This window comes from Acinetobacter rudis (assembly GCF_000829675.1).
GTDB lineage: Bacteria > Pseudomonadota > Gammaproteobacteria > Pseudomonadales > Moraxellaceae > Acinetobacter > Acinetobacter rudis.
Window position 1 is genome coordinate 19112 of the sequence record NZ_BBRX01000042.1, and the last position, 15577, is coordinate 34688.

Below are 15577 nucleotides of genomic sequence, written 5' to 3' on the forward strand. Positions count from 1 at the left end.
TTTTTAGTGACTTATCTGTTTATATCAGATCTGCACTTATCTGAAAATTACCCTCGATTAATTCGGGGGTTTTTAGATTTGCTTGTAGACTACGCTGATCGCAATACCCATCTCTATATTTTAGGAGATTGGTTTAATGCTTGGCTTGGCGATGACAACGATGAAGAGTGGATTAAACCCATTGTCACTGCCCTACAGCAATTCCATGCACGTGGTAATCACATCTATTTCCAAGCTGGAAATCGTGACTTTGTTTTAGGTACTAAATTTTTACAACAATTTAATGCCGAACTCCTGCCAGAAGTCGCCTATTTAACCCTAAATGGTATACGTTTTCGTTTAGAACATGGTGATGCACTGTGTACTGATGACCGCTCGTATCAGCGCTTTAAAAAAATTATTCGTAATCCTGTAGTACTCACCTTACTGCGTAAAACGCCATTAAGCTTTCGTAAAAAACTGGCCAACAATTTGCGCCAGCAAAGCAAGACGGCTCAGCAGCATAAAATGGCTGAAATCATGGATGTGAATCAAGATGCAGTACAACAAGCACTCAGCAGCTGTGATATCTTAATTCATGGTCATACACATCGCCCGATGATTCACCACATCGAGCAAAAATTCCGAATTGTTCTAGGTGATTGGCGGATATCTACACAAAGTGCAGAAATTCTTGAAATCAATGAACAAGGTGAGTGGGTCATGCATCACTTTATGTTCTAAAAGCCACTACCTATCTACATTAAAAAAATGCTTTTGCAAACGATACAACTTAGCTAAATTGACTATAATCAGACTTTATTGGTCATTTATAAAATGAGTTATGGATTTACTTAAAGTACTACAGCAACGTTATACCACGAAGGCCTATGATGCGAGTAAAGTCATTGCACAATCGCAATTTGATCAACTCCTTGAGGTATTAAAACTCACCCCTTCATCTATTAATATTCAGCCTTGGCATTTTTTTGTAGCAGATACAGCACCTGCAAAAGAACGGATCGCAACAGCTCTAGTTGGTGATTATGCCTATAATGCAGCAAAGGTTCTCAATGCTTCACATACCATTGTGTTTTGTAGCAAAACAGATATCGACCCAGAGCATTTATCTAATATCATCACGCAAGAAGCACAAGATGGTCGTTTCAAGGACCAACAAGTTCAGCAAAATCAAATGAATAGTAGAACATTCTATGTCGATTACTATCGACAACAACAGGGTGATCTCTCCCGTTGGACTGAAAATCAAACCTTTATTGCACTTGGTCAACTGCTCTTTGCTGCTGCCCTACAAGGAATTGATGCTACCCCGATTGGTGGGTTTAATGCAGAAATACTGAACCAAGAACTCAAACTCAGCGAACAAGGTCTGAAACCTAGTGTTCTGGTTGCTTTAGGCTATCGCAGCGATGAAGACTTTAACGCACCATTACCTAAGTCACGACTCGATCAAGATAAAATTATTAGCGTACTATAAATCAACAGCGCTTACCTATGCGAGCCCTAGACTTGCATAGGTATAACCCTTTGAACCGCACATTTACACATCCAATTTTACTTACAATATAGATCGAATGACTGTCATAAAGAATACTTAAATCAGTGCTATCCTGCTTATAAAAAATTGGACACCATCTTTGATGGTTTGTATTTAGGTATGACTTATGGACCTAAACCACTATATCGCAAATAAATTTAAGATATTTAATGAGTATCTTGAGATGCATTGGCAGCATCAACCGCTTAAATATAAAGAAATACAAACACTATTATTTTTTCAAGCTTATGCAACAATCGATTTAATGGTTCGTGCTGAAATTAATCTCTATCACAGTAATGAATATCCGACTTTAAGTTATTATTATCAACGCATCGAAAAATATATCAAAATTCCGACTAAAGAATTATTTCCAGCTTCTTTTCATCGACCCTATGAACAAATATTAAATGAGTTCAAATACTTATGTTTTTATCAAGATAACCTAGACATCCAAAAGAAAATCGATAATATCTACAGCCTTTATCAAAAAATCGCAGTGCCAAATTCTTCACATGGTATTTATCATGAAATCCATGAGTCGTTACAACACAGTATTGAATTTCTACACGATCCTAAAATCGCAATCCAGCATAAAACAAAAATACTTTATCGTTGGCAAGATATAGACAACTTAGAAATGGCATCCGCCTATCGTTCCCTCGCTAAAATTCAGCAGACCCTCTCTCAATATCAGCAACAAAGCTTGGCAGAAAAATATCTTAGTCTAATCGATCAAAGTGAAAATAATCAGATTGAATTTAAACAGCGTACAACAGACTTACTTAGTCATAAAAAATCAGATAGCTGGATCAAAGCATGCTTTGCTTTTATGAATACTCGCAAAGGTTATGTGTTTATAGGCGTAGCTGATGATCAAAGTATTGTGGGGATTGAACAAGAACTCCATGAACATTTTCAAGGTTCGTTAGACCTGATGAAAAGAGGCCTACTCGATAAACTTTCACATGAAAGTCAAAAACGCTCAAATATTTATACCACTTTAGAAGACATTCGAATTGAAGGTAAAACTATACTGGTATTTAAATGCAATAAATCAGATCGCCCTGTTTATTATAAGGGCGATCTATATATGCGAAACAATGGTCAAACAATCCGTGTTCCACCTGAGCTCATTGCCTGTTTTCAGGAAGAGTTTTACTGTTAATTCATTTTAGAAGCGAGCACGGACAGATAAAGTCACGTTACGTGGCTCTCCCCAATAAACACCATTATAGAACCCGACATTTAAGTAATACTTTTCATCAAATAGGTTGTTGATGTTTAAGTTTGCAGATAATTCTTCACTAAACTTATAACTCGCAAATGCATTGGCCAAATAATATGACTTTTGCACTATCGTTCCATCATTATGGGCATTTTCAGGTGCACCGCCCCACTTTTGAGAAATTTCACTTTGCCAATTTACACCACCACCAATGGTAAGTTTATTCGCACCTTGCCATAGATTTTCTGGCAATGTATAGCTTGTAAATAACTTCACTTGATTTTGTGGAATCGTATTTAATGAACTCGCATTTGCCGAACTCACACTATTTACATAAGTATAGCCAGCACTAATATTCCAATTGTCTTGCAACTTTCCAATCGCCTCTATTTCAAAGCCATTTACTTTTAAACCTTGTCCTGATGCAAAATAAGCAGTATCCATATCATCAACTTTAGAGATCGTTCCATTTTTCACTCCATCTCGATATTCCTTATCTTCAACAGCGAGATCCTTAACTGTTGACCAAAATACTGCCGCACTGGTAAGTAATTTCTCATCCAAGAATTCAGCTTTAATCCCCAGTTCGGTACTACTTCCAATAACTGGGTCAAGATAAGCCCCCGTTCTATCGCGTTTATCAGATGGGGTAAACATATCCGTATAACTCGCATAAGCTGTATAGCTTTCATTAATGTCATACAAGATACCAACATAGGGAACAAACTGTTCAAAACTACGTGGTTTTGCTGCCAAAGACTTATCCGTGTCAGCTTTCCATGTCTCTTTTTTATAATCATATGTACTAAAGCGACCACCTAAAATGAGTTTTAAGGGATCCGCCAAATTTAAACGGAGCGTTGAATAATAACCAAACAACTCAGTGGTATTTTTACTACCTGCCCCATTTTTTTCATAACTAGGTTTCGGCAAATTACCTGTCCACTCACGATAATCTGGAATTTCAGCTGGGTAATCAATCTTACTCTTTACGCTTTGAGAAGTACTTTCACTTTTAAAACCACTATATCCCAAGACCAATTCATGTTGACGGCCTAAAAACTGAAATGGTCCCGTTGCATATAGATCGACATTTAGTTTCTTACTTTCAGAGTACGGGGAAACCTGTGTCCATAGGCCTAAACCCTTACCAGTCGTTGGGTCAGGAAAACCTGAGGCGCCATAGGCAACCATCCAATTACTATCAGAGGTACTATGTGCAACGGCGGCTTTTACAACCCATTCATTGCTAAATTTATGCTGAATATCAGCAAAAACCGTCTTATCCTGTTGGCTAATTGAACTCCAATCTGTAGTTAAACTGAAATTTCGAGGTAAGTTAATCGGGCTACCATCTGCACTAAAATACGGCACAGTTCCCCAAGTAGAACCTTTTGGCTTGTTATCTTGATATTGAAACCCTACAGCTGCAGTGGTATTTGGGGTTAAATCAGCTTCAATAATTGCCATAGCTGCCGTTGATTTAAGTTCATAAAAATCCATAAAGGATTCTTTATCGGTATGTGCTGCCATTATACGACTTCGTACACTGCCATCTTCTGTTAATGGCACTGAAACATCAGCTTCAATACGGGTGTTATTCCAGCGACCATAGGTTGAACTGACATTTCCACCAAATTCTTTGGTCGGACGCTTACGAATCATGTTAATGGTCGCAGAGGGATCACCCGTTGATCCCGTTAAACCAGATGCCCCTTTAACCACTTCAACTCGGTCAAAGAAAAAACTATCAGCTCGAGGACTATTGTCTCCCACAGGCATACCATCAATTTGCCTATTGGAAATAGAAAATCCGCGTGCATAATAACTTGAACGCTCACTATCGGTCTTAGTTGATGTCACCCCAGGTGTTGCTGCCAAAATATCATCAATGTTATTTAAATTACGTTGTTCGATCTGTTCTCGTGTTACTACACTAACTGATTGTGGGGTTTCTTTAATATCTAACTTTAGTTTTGAAGATGATCGTGATGATTTGGCTTTAAAACTCCCTGTCCCTTCCGTGGTTTCACCTTGACTCGCATAATCAGTTGCTTTGCCATCAGCATAAAGTGTAATCGTCGGCAACTGTACTGACTGATCGTTTTCAACTGTATTTGCATACGCGACTGGACTACATACGGTCAAAAATGCAGCTGCATAAATTGCCTGCGTCATAGCATTTAATTTGAAATTTGTGTTCATAAAATCGACATAAAATATATGAGAACGATTATTATTAACATAAGATTTTTTCAAGTAAACCATTGCTGTATTTTTTGTAAAAAATACAGCAATAAATATGTAACAAATTGATTTATTAAGAAAATTTAAGTTTTTTTGAGCTTTTTTTTAATCTCAAACGACTAGATATAAGCGCCTTAATTATAGCGCTTTTGCAAGAACAAAAATTGCTGCTGCTGCAAAAACAATTGCCGCACTACTCAGCTTATTTAAACGCTCTTTAAAGATGATCATACCCGCAATTACACCCAGTAATACCACTAAAATATTCATACCCGCAAACACTACTGAAGGCGAATCTTTTAGCCACTGATGAGCTTTAATATAAAGTGCAATATTGGAAAAATTTAACAAGCCTAACAATAAACCTGAATATAAAGCCCGCATACTCCACTGGGTTTTTCTAAAGATTAAAATTGCACTCATGAAAATAAATGCAACGATAAAACTTAAGTTCAGTGTTAATGCAAACTGTAGCCCCAAGCCGCTGGTGTACTTTAATAATATATCGACAACGGCATAACCCACCCACACCGCAAATAACGACCACATCGCAGCCTGAGAACGTTTGGCTGAACGAAATGCTGCTAATTTCTCACCAGAACGAGACAATAAAATACACAGCATGGCCAGTAGACCTAAAGCAATTCCCACCCCTTTTAAGGCTGTAAATTGTTCTTGAAAAAATAGATAAGCAGCACTTAAAGACAGTACAACAGATAAACGCTGTGCTATTTCAGTTTTGATTACTCCTGCTCGTGTTAAAGCCCCACCCAACATTAAAAATATACTTGGCAAAGCGACACCCAATAGCGTAATCACCCACCACGGTGTATCAGCTACACTGACATGTGAAAAATCCGGTTTAAACCAGACATAACACAGCAACATGGCAAGCAAATAATTCCAAGCCAGCATTTGTAAAACATCAACTTGCTGATGTTTACAGTGTTTAAGCCAAATCGATACTGCGACACTGCAGAGTGCAGCAAATACAATAAAGTACATTCTATTTTTCCATTCAAAAAGTGCAAGCTTAGCTTTATATACATGAAAAAACGTCCACTGAAAGTGGACGTTTTTTAAATCATCGATGCCTAAGCAAGCGATTATTTATAGTGTTCAACCATTTTCTCTAAAGAGATTGGGCGAATCTTGTCAGCATGACCTGCAGAACCAAATGCAGTATAACGATCTACACAGATTTGTTTCATTGCTTGAACAGACGCAGCAAAATACTTACGTGGGTCAAATTCACTTGGGTTTTCAGCCATATAACGGCGGATAGAACCTGTAGATGCTAGACGCAAATCAGTATCAATATTGATTTTACGCACACCATGTTTAATTGCTTCAACCAATTGCTCAACAGGTACACCATAAGTTTCTTTGATGTCACCGCCATGTTCATTGATTACAGCTAACCAATCTTGTGGCACAGAGCTTGAACCATGCATAACCAAATGAGTATTTGGTAAAGCAGCATGAATTTCCTTAATACGGTCAATCGCTAAAATATCGCCTGTAGGTGGACGAGTAAATTTATAAGCACCGTGTGAAGTACCCACCGCAATCGCAAGCGCATCAACTTGAGTATCTGCAACGAATTGGCGAGCTTCTTCAACTGAAGTAAGCAATTGAGAATGATCTAAAACGCCTTCTGCGCCTACACCATCTTCTTCGCCTGCTAGACCAGTTTCTAAGCTACCTAAACAACCGATCTCACCTTCTACTGAAACACCACATGCATGCGCCATCGCTACGGTACGACGAGTTACATCGACATTGTATTCATAAGAAGTTGGGGTTTTACCATCAGCACCTAAAGAACCGTCCATCATGACAGAACTAAAGCCCAATTGAATTGAACGTTGGCAAACGTCAGGACTTGTACCGTGGTCTTGGTGCATAACCACAGGAATATGTGGCCACTCTTCTACAGCAGCTAAAATAAGATGACGTAGAAACGGTGAACCTGCATATTTACGCGCGCCTGCAGAGGCTTGGACAATCACAGGTGAATTTGTTTCATCTGCGGCCAACATAATTGCGCGCATTTGTTCTAAGTTGTTAACGTTGAATGCTGGTACGCCGTAATTATTTTCGCCGGCGTGATCCAAGAGCTGGCGCAATGAAATAAGAGCCATAATATCCTCCCAGGTAATGCCCCATATTCTACATGGGGAAAGCTAGCAATTCAGCAACAATTCGAGTTATTTTAAAAAAAGTCACCGCTTTTGCGGGAACTTTTCACTCATCTGTACAACTTATTGTTATTCAATATAGATTATTGAGCTTCTGAAGCAGGTGTTGCTGCATCAGCAGGCTTAGAAGAGACTTCCACGGGTATATCAGTATTCTTTTCGTCAGCAATTGGTTTATCAATAGAATCAATTGCAGCTTGTTGTTCAGGGGTAACTTTCTCAGACTCAGTAGGAGTCACCACAGCTGAGGCAGCTTGATCTTCAGCAGCTTTTTCTTTTTTAGAGCATGCAGTTAATGCTAAAGGTGCAAGAATAAGCGCAGCAACAATGACTTTAAATTTCATCAGACTTTCCACAATTGGTGATTTATTTCATGGTCAATATATTGCAGAGTTGTGACAATTTTATGACGAAAAAAAATAGGCCAATCAAAATTAGCCTATTTATAGTATTTATTCAGTTGTTAAAAAACAAAGCAACCTTATAAAATTCAAACTTATACACGCGCCAATAGAGCAGCAACTGCAGGTAGAGTTTTTCCTTCAACAAATTCAAGGAATGCACCACCACCTGTAGAGATATAACCAATTTTGGCTGCTACATCATATTTATCAATAGCAGCTAAAGTATCACCACCACCTGCGATTGAGAATGCAGCTGATTGTGCAACAGCGAGAGACAATGTTTTAGTCCCTTCACCAAACTGATCTACTTCGAATACACCCACTGGGCCATTCCACAAAATAGTTTTAGAGTCTGCAATAATCTGTGCAAATGCTGCAGCAGTAGCTGGGCCAACATCTAAAATCATGTCATTTTCAGCAACATCAGCAACGTTTTTCACCACGGCTTTGGCTTGAGCTAATGAACCTAAGAAATCACTAAAGTCGATTTCTGCTGCATCTGCAACAACTACGTCTGTAGGTAATGGTACCGACACTTTAGCTGCAATAGCTTTCGCAGTATCAACCAAATCAGCTTCATATAACGATTTACCTACGTTATAACCTGCTGCTGCCAAGAAAGTATTTGCGATACCACCACCTACGATCAACTGATCACAGATTGTAGAAAGTGAGTTGAGTACATCAAGTTTAGTTGAAACTTTTGAACCTGCAACAATCGCCACCATTGGTTTTTGTGGTGTTTGCAATGCACGACCCAGCGCATCAAGTTCTGCTGCCAATAATGGGCCTGCTGCCGCAACTTGAGCAAAACGTGCCACACCTTCAGTTGAAGCCTCTGCACGATGTGCAGTACCAAAAGCGTCCATTACAAATACATCGCAAAGTGCTGCATATTGCTGTGCTAGTTCTGGGTTATTTTTTTTCTCGCCGTGGTTAAAACGCACATTTTCGAGTAATACCACTTGTCCAGCAGCAACTTCAACGCCATTTAAATAATCAGTATGTAGTTGTACTTCCTGACCCAATGCTTCGGTCAAATATGCAGCAACAGGAGCCAATGATTGTTCAGCTTTAGGCTCGCCTTCTACAGGACGACCAAGATGTGAACAAACCATAACTGCTGCACCTTGTGCTAACGCAGCTTTAATTGTTGGAAGAGCCGCACGTAAACGTGCATCACTGCTAATTACACCGTTTTTTACCGGTACATTTAAATCTTCACGAATCAATACGCGCTTCGCTGTTAGATCAAGCTCGGTCATACGTTGGAAATTCATGTCGTGCTCACTTTTTATATTGCAAAAAATCGCACTGATTCTAAATGATTTGAAAAATAAAGGTGAGTTAATTTATCGAAATGATGTAGAAATTTTTTGTTTTGATTATTATAAAGCAAGATCTGCATTTTAAAGTGAATTTATGTCGATACATCCTGACCCAAAAATCAACCGATTGAATGTATTAGGCAAACCTATGGCCAGTTGTTGCTTTGATCCCATTACAGGTTATTTTCGTAATGGTTTCTGTCACACAGCAGTAACTGATCTTGGACAACACACGGTTTGTGCGCAAATGAGCGCTGAGTTTTTAAATTTCTCACAAAAAATTGGCAATGACTTAATTACACCAGTACCCGAAGTCGGCTTTCCAGGGTTACAACCTGGAGACTATTGGTGTATCTGTGTTGCACGCTGGGTTGAAGCCTATCAATCTGGTGTTGCACCACGCCTAAAACTTGATGCTTGCCATCAATCCGTACTCTCTTATGTGCCTTTTGATGTCCTCATGGAATATGTAGCTGAATGATGTTCTCAGAAATAATCCTCGCGTCCTCAAGTGTTACACGTCGTGAACTGATGAATCGCTTAGGGCTAAACTACCGCTGTATATCGCCAGATATCGATGAATCACCTTGTGGTGAAACTCAAGCCGAAGATCTAGCTATGCGTTTAGCCATAAGTAAAGCCCAGCATGTCGCAAGGCAATTTCCTCAAGCTTTAGTCATTGGTTCAGATCAAGTTGCTTATCATGTTGATCGTCCTGATCAGTTTATTGGTAAGCCAATGTCTGAAGCTCGGGCAATTGAGCAATTACAAGCACATTCAGGTCAATGTCTACGATTTGCCACAGCACTCAGTGTGCAAATTGAACAACATCAGTTTAAACATCAGTGGATTGAACACTTTCAAATCCAATTTAGACATTTAGAACGTGATGAAATTGAACGTTATGTTGCAAAAGAACAACCCCTACACTGTGCGGGCAGTTTTAAATGTGAAGGACTAGGTATTAGTCTATTTGAATCAATGCAGGGCCATGACCAAACAAGTCTCATGGGTCTGCCTTTAATCGCACTATGTAAAACATTAAGGCAGCTCGGTGTACAACTGCCTTAATGTGCACTATTTCATTTTTATAATTGCTCCACTCAGAAAGCAATTTTTAACCTTTTAAATACTTAGGCTATCTATGTCTCACACACTCGATTTTTTAGGCGGTATCAGCGCTGAACAGTTTTTAGCTGAATACTGGCAAAAAAAACCATTATTAATTCGTGCGGCTATGCCAGAAATCGATGGACTCTTGCATCCTGATGATATTCAAGCTCTAGCCCTCGAAGAACATGTCACTGCCCGCTTAATCAAACAAAAAGATAAAGATCCAAATCAGTGGAGTGTAAAATCTTCACCATTAAGCAAGTCCGATTTTCAGAAAATGCCACAGAAATGGACGCTACTGGTTCAAGCTGTAGATCAATATTCACTTGATCTCTCTGCACTTTGGAAAAAGTTCCCCTTTATTCCTCAATGGCGCCGTGATGATGTCATGGTGTCTTATGCGCCTAAAGGAGGTTCTGTTGGACAGCATTTTGATTTTTATGATGTATTCTTAGTACAAGCCTATGGTCAACGTCGCTGGCAACTTGGGCAAATGTGTGATGAAAACACTGAGTTTGTACCCAAACAGCCTTTAAAACTATTGCCAGAAATGCAGGTTACTTTTGATGAAGTCTTAAACCCAGGTGACATGCTTTATGTTCCACCAGGTTTGGCACATCACGGGGTTGCTGAAAATGAATGCTTGACCTGTTCATTTGGTTTCCGAATGCCTGATGTAGCAAGTATGATGGATCGTTTAAGTGACCATTATGCTGATACAGCCAGTCTAAAAACCCCACTACAAGATGTATTACGTCTGCAAAGTAATCCTGTGGGTAAAATTACTGCAACTGAGCTTGAATATTTAAAAAACATATTGATCCAACAGATTCAACAGACAGATTGCTTAGATGCTGTAATCGCCACTTTAATGTCTGAAGCCAAATATCCAGACAATATTCCTGAACCTGATGAGTTAGCAGCTGATGATTTACTCGAAGTCATCGATGTGGGTTATCAACTGATGTTAGAACCAGCTTCGCGTTTGTTATATATCGAGTCACAAGGCCAAACTCAATTTTTCGCCAATGGTGAAGCTTTAAATGTCAGTGAAGAACTGACTGATTTACTGATCCAAATTGCAGATGGTGAAATACTACTTTTGGATACACGCTTCCAAGCTGAAGAAATTCGCGAAGATCTTGCTCAGCTTTTAAATGATGCAATTTTAATGTTATACACGGCTGAAGAAGAGTAAAAAATCTTCATCACATGAAGCCTGATCATCCCTTTTAAGGCTAAAGGGGATGATCCAAAAGATTAAAAAAACGCACACCGCAGCAGTTTAAAAAACAGACAGAAACAATAGATATTTGTAGTATTTACACCACTTTACTTGTACTTTGTTAGATAACTTGGCACTTTATTATCCAAATAATTATTGGATAGTTCAATAACATGGCCAGTCCTGCTCAATCAGTCAGATACAAGCTATTAAATACTTTTTTTTCACGCCACTCCGTTTGGTTTCTTTGTATCTTTATTTTGTGTTATCTCACTTGGGTTATCGTTTTCAATGATAGCCACTATATCTATTACTTTTTTTCAGACTACGTCATTAATACCACTTGGATCATTAGTGCGCTTCTTACTGCACTGGGTTTATACGACTTGATGCAAACTCGACATGCAATCTTACGGAATTACCCAATCATGGGACACTTCCGTTTTATCTTTGAAAGTTTTCGTCCTGAAATTCGTCAATATTTCATTGAATCAGACGAGGATGCTTTACCGTTTTCACGTATGCAGCGTAGCCTCGTCTACCAACGAGCTAAAAACGAAAATGCTGACAAACCCTTTGGATCAATCATTGATGTTTATCAGAAGGATTATCGCTTTCTCACCCATTCCTTAAGCCCTTGTCAACCAGCTGATCCACTGAATTTCCGTATTCATATCGGCAGTAATCAATGTACGCAGCCCTATGATGCATCAATCATGAATATCTCAGCGATGAGCTTTGGTAGTCTCAGTGCAAATGCCATTCGCTCACTCAATCAGGGGGCGAAAAAGGGTGGTTTTTATCATGATACTGGTGAAGGTAGTTTAAGCCCTTACCATCTTGAAGCAGGCGGTGACATTGTTTGGCAAATCGCCAGTGGTTACTTTGGCTGTCGTACCGCAGACGGACAGTTTGACCCAATACGTTTTGAGCAACAGGCACAATTACCTCAAATTAAAATGATTGAGATCAAACTCTCACAAGGTGCAAAACCTGGTCATGGCGGTATTTTGCCGCAACATAAAATCACAGAAGAGATCGCTAAAATCCGTGGCATCTCGCGTGATAAAGACTGTGTTTCTCCTGCCAAACATTCTGCCTTTAATACCCCGCTTGAACTTATGCAATTTATTCAGCAATTGCGTGAATTGTCTAAAGGTAAACCTGTCGGTTTAAAACTCTGTATTGGTCAACCTTGGCAGTTTATGAGCATTGTAAAAGCAATGCTGGAAACAAAAATTGTACCTGATTTTATCGTCGTTGATGGTTCAGAAGGTGGTACTGGTGCAGCGCCAGAAGAACTGATTAATCATATGGGCACGCCACTACGTGAAGGTTTATTATTTGTTCATAACACCTTAATTGGCGCAGGATTACGTGAACAAATTAAACTTGGTGCCAGTGGTAAAATCATTAGTGCTTTTGATATTGCAAGTATCATGGCGATTGGTGCAGATTGGGTCAATTCAGCACGCGGCTTTATGTTTGCTGTGGGCTGTATCCAAGCCCAAAGCTGTCATACCAACCAATGCCCCGTTGGTATCGCAACCCAAGACAAAGAGCGCCAAAAAGCAATCCATGTTCCCACCAAGGCAGACCGTGTTTTTAACTTCCATAAAAATACACTTAAAGCACTTGCTGAAATGCTGGCCTCTTCTGGACTTACTCACCCTTCACAAATTCGTCCACATCATTTGGCTCAACGTATCAATGACCGTGAAATAAAAAACTATGCACAGTTACATTTTTGGTTAAAGGACAAAGAGCTATTAAATATAGAACGAGATGATGACGATAATTTCTATTATCGTATGTGGAAACTTGCTGACGCTCAACAGTTTTAAAATACGACTAGGCCCATCTTATGATGGGCCTTAATGATTCAGTCAAACGTATAATCAAATTTTAATCATTCAAAACTAGTAATACTCGCCTGTAGAATTGGCATGTAAAAATGCGGGAATTAATCCTGTTAATGCCGCACGAATATCAGCACGCTCATTGATCAACTGATGTGAGCCTTCTTCTAGCATCAAGAGTGTTTGCAATCTAAATTTGTTTCTTACAAATTCAATGTTATAACGCCAATCTACGGTCTGATCCTGTGCGCCTTGTGCTAACCAAACAGGTATACGACAGGCCGGGCGCTGTTCCATTTCTTGCATCCATTTCGACATTGCTAAAATCCAGTCCATGCCCATCATACGGGGTTGTAGTGGATCTTTTAATCGTACAAAGCGCAAAAATTCAGGATTATGATTGTTACGTCTAAAATGTCTTGGTACTTCACGTTTAATACGGCGAATAATTCCTAAGCCTATGGAGTTATGCCACCAAGCCGATTTCGCTGGACGAATTAAAGGAGATAATAAGAGGACCCGATCAACAATCGGATTTTCACGACGCGCGGCGTAGGCCAACAAATGATGCATCCAAATTGCAGCACCTGTACTTTGACCAATGCCTAGCCAAGGCTTAGGCAGTTGATCTGCATTACGCACATATTGGTAAACTGCCTGTAAAACCTGTTGATAGTGGTCAAAGTTTTCAATATTTGCAGGTGAGCCATCACTTAGCCCATGGCCAGGTAAATCATAAGTTAAGACACTAAAACCCTGTTCAAGTAATTCTTGAATAATCGGTTGATAAATACCGCTATGTTCAAGATAACCATGTAACAAGAAAACCGTACCTTTAATCAAACCTGTGGGTGGTTTAAACACTTGAACATGCAACTTGAACAAAGGCATTTTGATATAGCCCTGCCAATGATCTGCTTTAAGTTGGTCAAAGCCATATAAACGCGTATAGGCTTTGAGCTCACGACTGGTCACATAGGGACGGTTTAAGTTCAATGGCTCAAGAAACTCTGGTGTGTCGTCTCGATTGGGCACAGGCAGATCTAATTGCTTGAGTATATTTGGATTTAAAAAAGGAATCTCAGACATTAAGGAACCTCTCGACAACCGCTTGAACCAAACAACATATCACGCAATGAAGCCAGTAACTCATAATTGGCTCGACGGCTGTGATCGTAGTTTTGTTGACTCGGTTGCCATGCGGTTAATGGGGTCGGCATTGGTGCTTCTACGGCAATGGTTTCTATACCATTCAATGCAAATAAACGCCGTGTACGTGGCATATGATAACGATCAGTCACTAATAATACCTTAGGCGCACCGCCTTGTTTTTGCAACAGTAACGAACTAAATCTAGTATTTTCACAGGTATTCATACTTTTATTTTCTAACAATTTAGCATCAATTCCTCGTTGAGATAACCATGCTTGCATATAAGGTGCTTCTACACCACTCAGCACGATCGGTAGATTTGTACTTTTTTCAATTTGCAAAGTTTTTTCTAAACGCAGCCGAGTATATTCATTGATAATAATATCTTTTCGGTTTTTATCTAGAGTCAATCCACCACCTAAAACCACGATTGCATATGGAGGTTCTTGGCTTGATACAGGATCTTTTTTATCCTCAGTTGAGGTTTTGGGATTATTTCGGTTATTTACATAGGCAATATCTTTATAAATTTCTTCGTCTACTACAGCCTCAGTTTTCAACTCAACAGGATGTGTTTTTAAAAATTTTATATATTTTTGCATCAACTCACTATTTTCTTTTGACTGCCCCACCAATAAGTCTTCGATATGACCACTGGTAATACTCGGCTCACTTTGTGCTTGTTGTTCCTTTGGATCAATCAAGAAAGGGACCTTAGGCATTTCAGGCTTTTTAATCTTCTTCTGTTCAATCTCATGTTTAATTTCTTGTTGCAAGATCTGATAGCGTGCATGCAATTCAACTAAGTCTTGCGAATTCTGAGTTCGGATTGCATCCTCCATGACTTTTAAATAAGCCTGTCGTGCAATCCATAGGGCAGAACCAGGTTCTAATTCATCATTTTCAGATAAAGTTCCCATTTGCTGACTTTCAGCTGCAACTTGATTGACCTCTACAGGTACTACACTATTTAAAATACGCATAATCATATTTGAATAATATGGCGTGTAAAAGAAAATAATTAAAGCGCCAAAAAACACGAAAAATATAGCAAGGTAGCGTATCAATCGCAGCATCCAATTGGCTTTCATCATATTGGAACACCCGTATGTGCTTGAATCATCCCCTGTGAATCAAACAATACTGGCTCAGGCTGTAAAGCAACTGTAAATTTCTGATAAACATCATGCTGTACGGCTTGATAGGTTTGTTGTACATCGTGCAAATCTGCATGCGCATAATTCACTAAAACTAAGGCTTGTTTAGCAAACATCCCGACTTGA

The 15577-nt window shown here is 39.3% G+C and carries 14 protein-coding genes and 1 pseudogene; 7 read left to right on the plus strand and 8 right to left on the minus strand.

Annotation, left to right across the window (positions count from 1 at the left end; genetic code table 11):
- Positions 1-6 precede the first annotated feature (6 nt).
- From Aru01_RS11885 to Aru01_RS11895, 3 genes are all read left to right on the plus strand, one after another.
- Positions 7-723, plus strand: a complete 717-nt coding sequence (locus Aru01_RS11885) for a UDP-2,3-diacylglucosamine diphosphatase (RefSeq protein ID WP_016656802.1) — start codon at positions 7-9, stop codon at positions 721-723.
- Between the two features lie 100 nt (positions 724-823).
- A complete protein-coding gene (gene nfsB / locus Aru01_RS11890) occupies positions 824-1477 on the plus strand; it encodes an oxygen-insensitive NAD(P)H nitroreductase (protein WP_016656803.1) in 654 nt (217 codons plus the stop codon).
- A 187-nt stretch (positions 1478-1664) separates the two neighbouring features.
- A complete protein-coding gene (locus Aru01_RS11895; RefSeq protein ID WP_016656804.1) occupies positions 1665-2705 on the plus strand; it encodes an AlbA family DNA-binding domain-containing protein in 1041 nt (346 codons plus the stop codon).
- A 6-nt stretch (positions 2706-2711) separates the two neighbouring features.
- On the opposite strand, the gene Aru01_RS11900 is transcribed toward Aru01_RS11895, so the two are convergent.
- From Aru01_RS11900 to Aru01_RS11920, 5 genes are all read right to left on the minus strand, one after another.
- Positions 2712-4970 carry a TonB-dependent siderophore receptor gene (locus Aru01_RS11900; RefSeq protein ID WP_040331333.1) on the minus strand — a complete coding sequence of 753 codons (2259 nt, stop codon included), beginning with the start codon at positions 4968-4970 and terminating at the stop codon, positions 2712-2714.
- A 180-nt stretch (positions 4971-5150) separates the two neighbouring features.
- The gene (locus Aru01_RS11905) at positions 5151-6017 is read right to left on the minus strand and encodes an EamA family transporter (protein ID WP_016656806.1); all 867 of its coding nucleotides are present in this window, start codon (positions 6015-6017) and stop codon (positions 5151-5153) included.
- 101 nt (positions 6018-6118) lie between these two features.
- Entirely contained in the window at positions 6119-7156 is a 1038-nt protein-coding gene (gene fba / locus Aru01_RS11910) for a class II fructose-bisphosphate aldolase (RefSeq protein ID WP_016656807.1), read from the minus strand.
- A 140-nt stretch (positions 7157-7296) separates the two neighbouring features.
- On the minus strand, positions 7297-7557 hold the full coding sequence (locus Aru01_RS11915; protein WP_016656808.1) for a hypothetical protein: 261 nt from the start codon (positions 7555-7557) through the stop codon (positions 7297-7299).
- Positions 7558-7709: 152 nt separating this feature from the next.
- Positions 7710-8897 carry a phosphoglycerate kinase gene (locus tag Aru01_RS11920; RefSeq protein WP_016656809.1) on the minus strand — a complete coding sequence of 396 codons (1188 nt, stop codon included), beginning with the start codon at positions 8895-8897 and terminating at the stop codon, positions 7710-7712.
- A gap of 142 nt (positions 8898-9039) precedes the next feature.
- Between Aru01_RS11920 and Aru01_RS11925 the strand changes: the two genes are divergently transcribed.
- The 4 genes from Aru01_RS11925 to Aru01_RS11940 all read left to right on the plus strand — a co-directional run bounded on the left by Aru01_RS11925 (position 9040) and on the right by Aru01_RS11940 (position 13127).
- A complete protein-coding gene (locus tag Aru01_RS11925; protein ID WP_040331240.1) occupies positions 9040-9426 on the plus strand; it encodes a DUF2237 family protein in 387 nt (128 codons plus the stop codon).
- Complete coding sequence (locus Aru01_RS11930) at positions 9423-10016, plus strand: Maf family protein (RefSeq protein WP_016656811.1); 594 nt, start codon at positions 9423-9425, stop codon at positions 10014-10016. The genes Aru01_RS11925 and Aru01_RS11930 overlap by 4 nt, the downstream gene beginning before the upstream one ends.
- Before the next feature lie 73 nt (positions 10017-10089).
- A complete protein-coding gene (locus Aru01_RS11935) occupies positions 10090-11256 on the plus strand; it encodes a ribosomal protein uL16 3-hydroxylase (RefSeq protein ID WP_016656812.1) in 1167 nt (388 codons plus the stop codon).
- Between the two features lie 200 nt (positions 11257-11456).
- Positions 11457-13127: an FMN-binding glutamate synthase family protein gene (locus Aru01_RS11940; protein ID WP_016656813.1), complete on the plus strand. Its 1671-nt coding sequence runs from the start codon at positions 11457-11459 to the stop codon at positions 13125-13127.
- Positions 13128-13202: 75 nt separating this feature from the next.
- Here the strand turns inward: Aru01_RS11940 and Aru01_RS11945 are convergent, their stop codons facing one another.
- From Aru01_RS11945 to Aru01_RS11955, 3 genes and pseudogenes are all read right to left on the minus strand, one after another.
- Positions 13203-14231 (minus strand): alpha/beta hydrolase, encoded by a 1029-nt coding sequence (locus Aru01_RS11945; RefSeq protein ID WP_016656814.1) that lies wholly within the window; start codon positions 14229-14231, stop codon positions 13203-13205.
- On the minus strand, positions 14231-15388 hold the full coding sequence (locus Aru01_RS11950) for a YdcF family protein (RefSeq protein ID WP_016656815.1): 1158 nt from the start codon (positions 15386-15388) through the stop codon (positions 14231-14233). Before Aru01_RS11950 ends, Aru01_RS11945 begins: the two co-directional genes overlap by 1 nt.
- Positions 15385-15577: pseudogene (locus tag Aru01_RS11955) on the minus strand (UDP-N-acetylmuramate dehydrogenase); the annotation flags it as partial. The pseudogene Aru01_RS11955 and the gene Aru01_RS11950, both read right to left, overlap by 4 nt.

Excerpts from the sequence above, each read along its gene's own strand:
- nfsB (WP_016656803.1), top strand. The coding sequence starts at position 824 with ATGGATTTACTTAAAGTACTACAGCAACGTTATACCACGAAGGCCTAT.
- Aru01_RS11895 (WP_016656804.1), top strand. The coding sequence starts at position 1,665 with ATGGACCTAAACCACTATATCGCAAATAAATTTAAGATATTTAATGAG.
- Aru01_RS11900 (WP_040331333.1), bottom strand. The coding sequence starts at position 4,970 with ATGAACACAAATTTCAAATTAAATGCTATGACGCAGGCAATTTATGCA.
- Aru01_RS11905 (WP_016656806.1), bottom strand. The coding sequence starts at position 6,017 with ATGTACTTTATTGTATTTGCTGCACTCTGCAGTGTCGCAGTATCGATT.
- fba (WP_016656807.1), bottom strand. The coding sequence starts at position 7,156 with ATGGCTCTTATTTCATTGCGCCAGCTCTTGGATCACGCCGGCGAAAAT.
- Aru01_RS11915 (WP_016656808.1), bottom strand. The coding sequence starts at position 7,557 with ATGAAATTTAAAGTCATTGTTGCTGCGCTTATTCTTGCACCTTTAGCA.
- Aru01_RS11920 (WP_016656809.1), bottom strand. The coding sequence starts at position 8,897 with ATGAATTTCCAACGTATGACCGAGCTTGATCTAACAGCGAAGCGCGTA.
- Aru01_RS11925 (WP_040331240.1), top strand. The coding sequence starts at position 9,040 with ATGTCGATACATCCTGACCCAAAAATCAACCGATTGAATGTATTAGGC.
- Aru01_RS11930 (WP_016656811.1), top strand. The coding sequence starts at position 9,423 with ATGATGTTCTCAGAAATAATCCTCGCGTCCTCAAGTGTTACACGTCGT.
- Aru01_RS11935 (WP_016656812.1), top strand. The coding sequence starts at position 10,090 with ATGTCTCACACACTCGATTTTTTAGGCGGTATCAGCGCTGAACAGTTT.
- Aru01_RS11940 (WP_016656813.1), top strand. The coding sequence starts at position 11,457 with ATGGCCAGTCCTGCTCAATCAGTCAGATACAAGCTATTAAATACTTTT.
- Aru01_RS11945 (WP_016656814.1), bottom strand. The coding sequence starts at position 14,231 with ATGTCTGAGATTCCTTTTTTAAATCCAAATATACTCAAGCAATTAGAT.
- Aru01_RS11950 (WP_016656815.1), bottom strand. The coding sequence starts at position 15,388 with ATGATGAAAGCCAATTGGATGCTGCGATTGATACGCTACCTTGCTATA.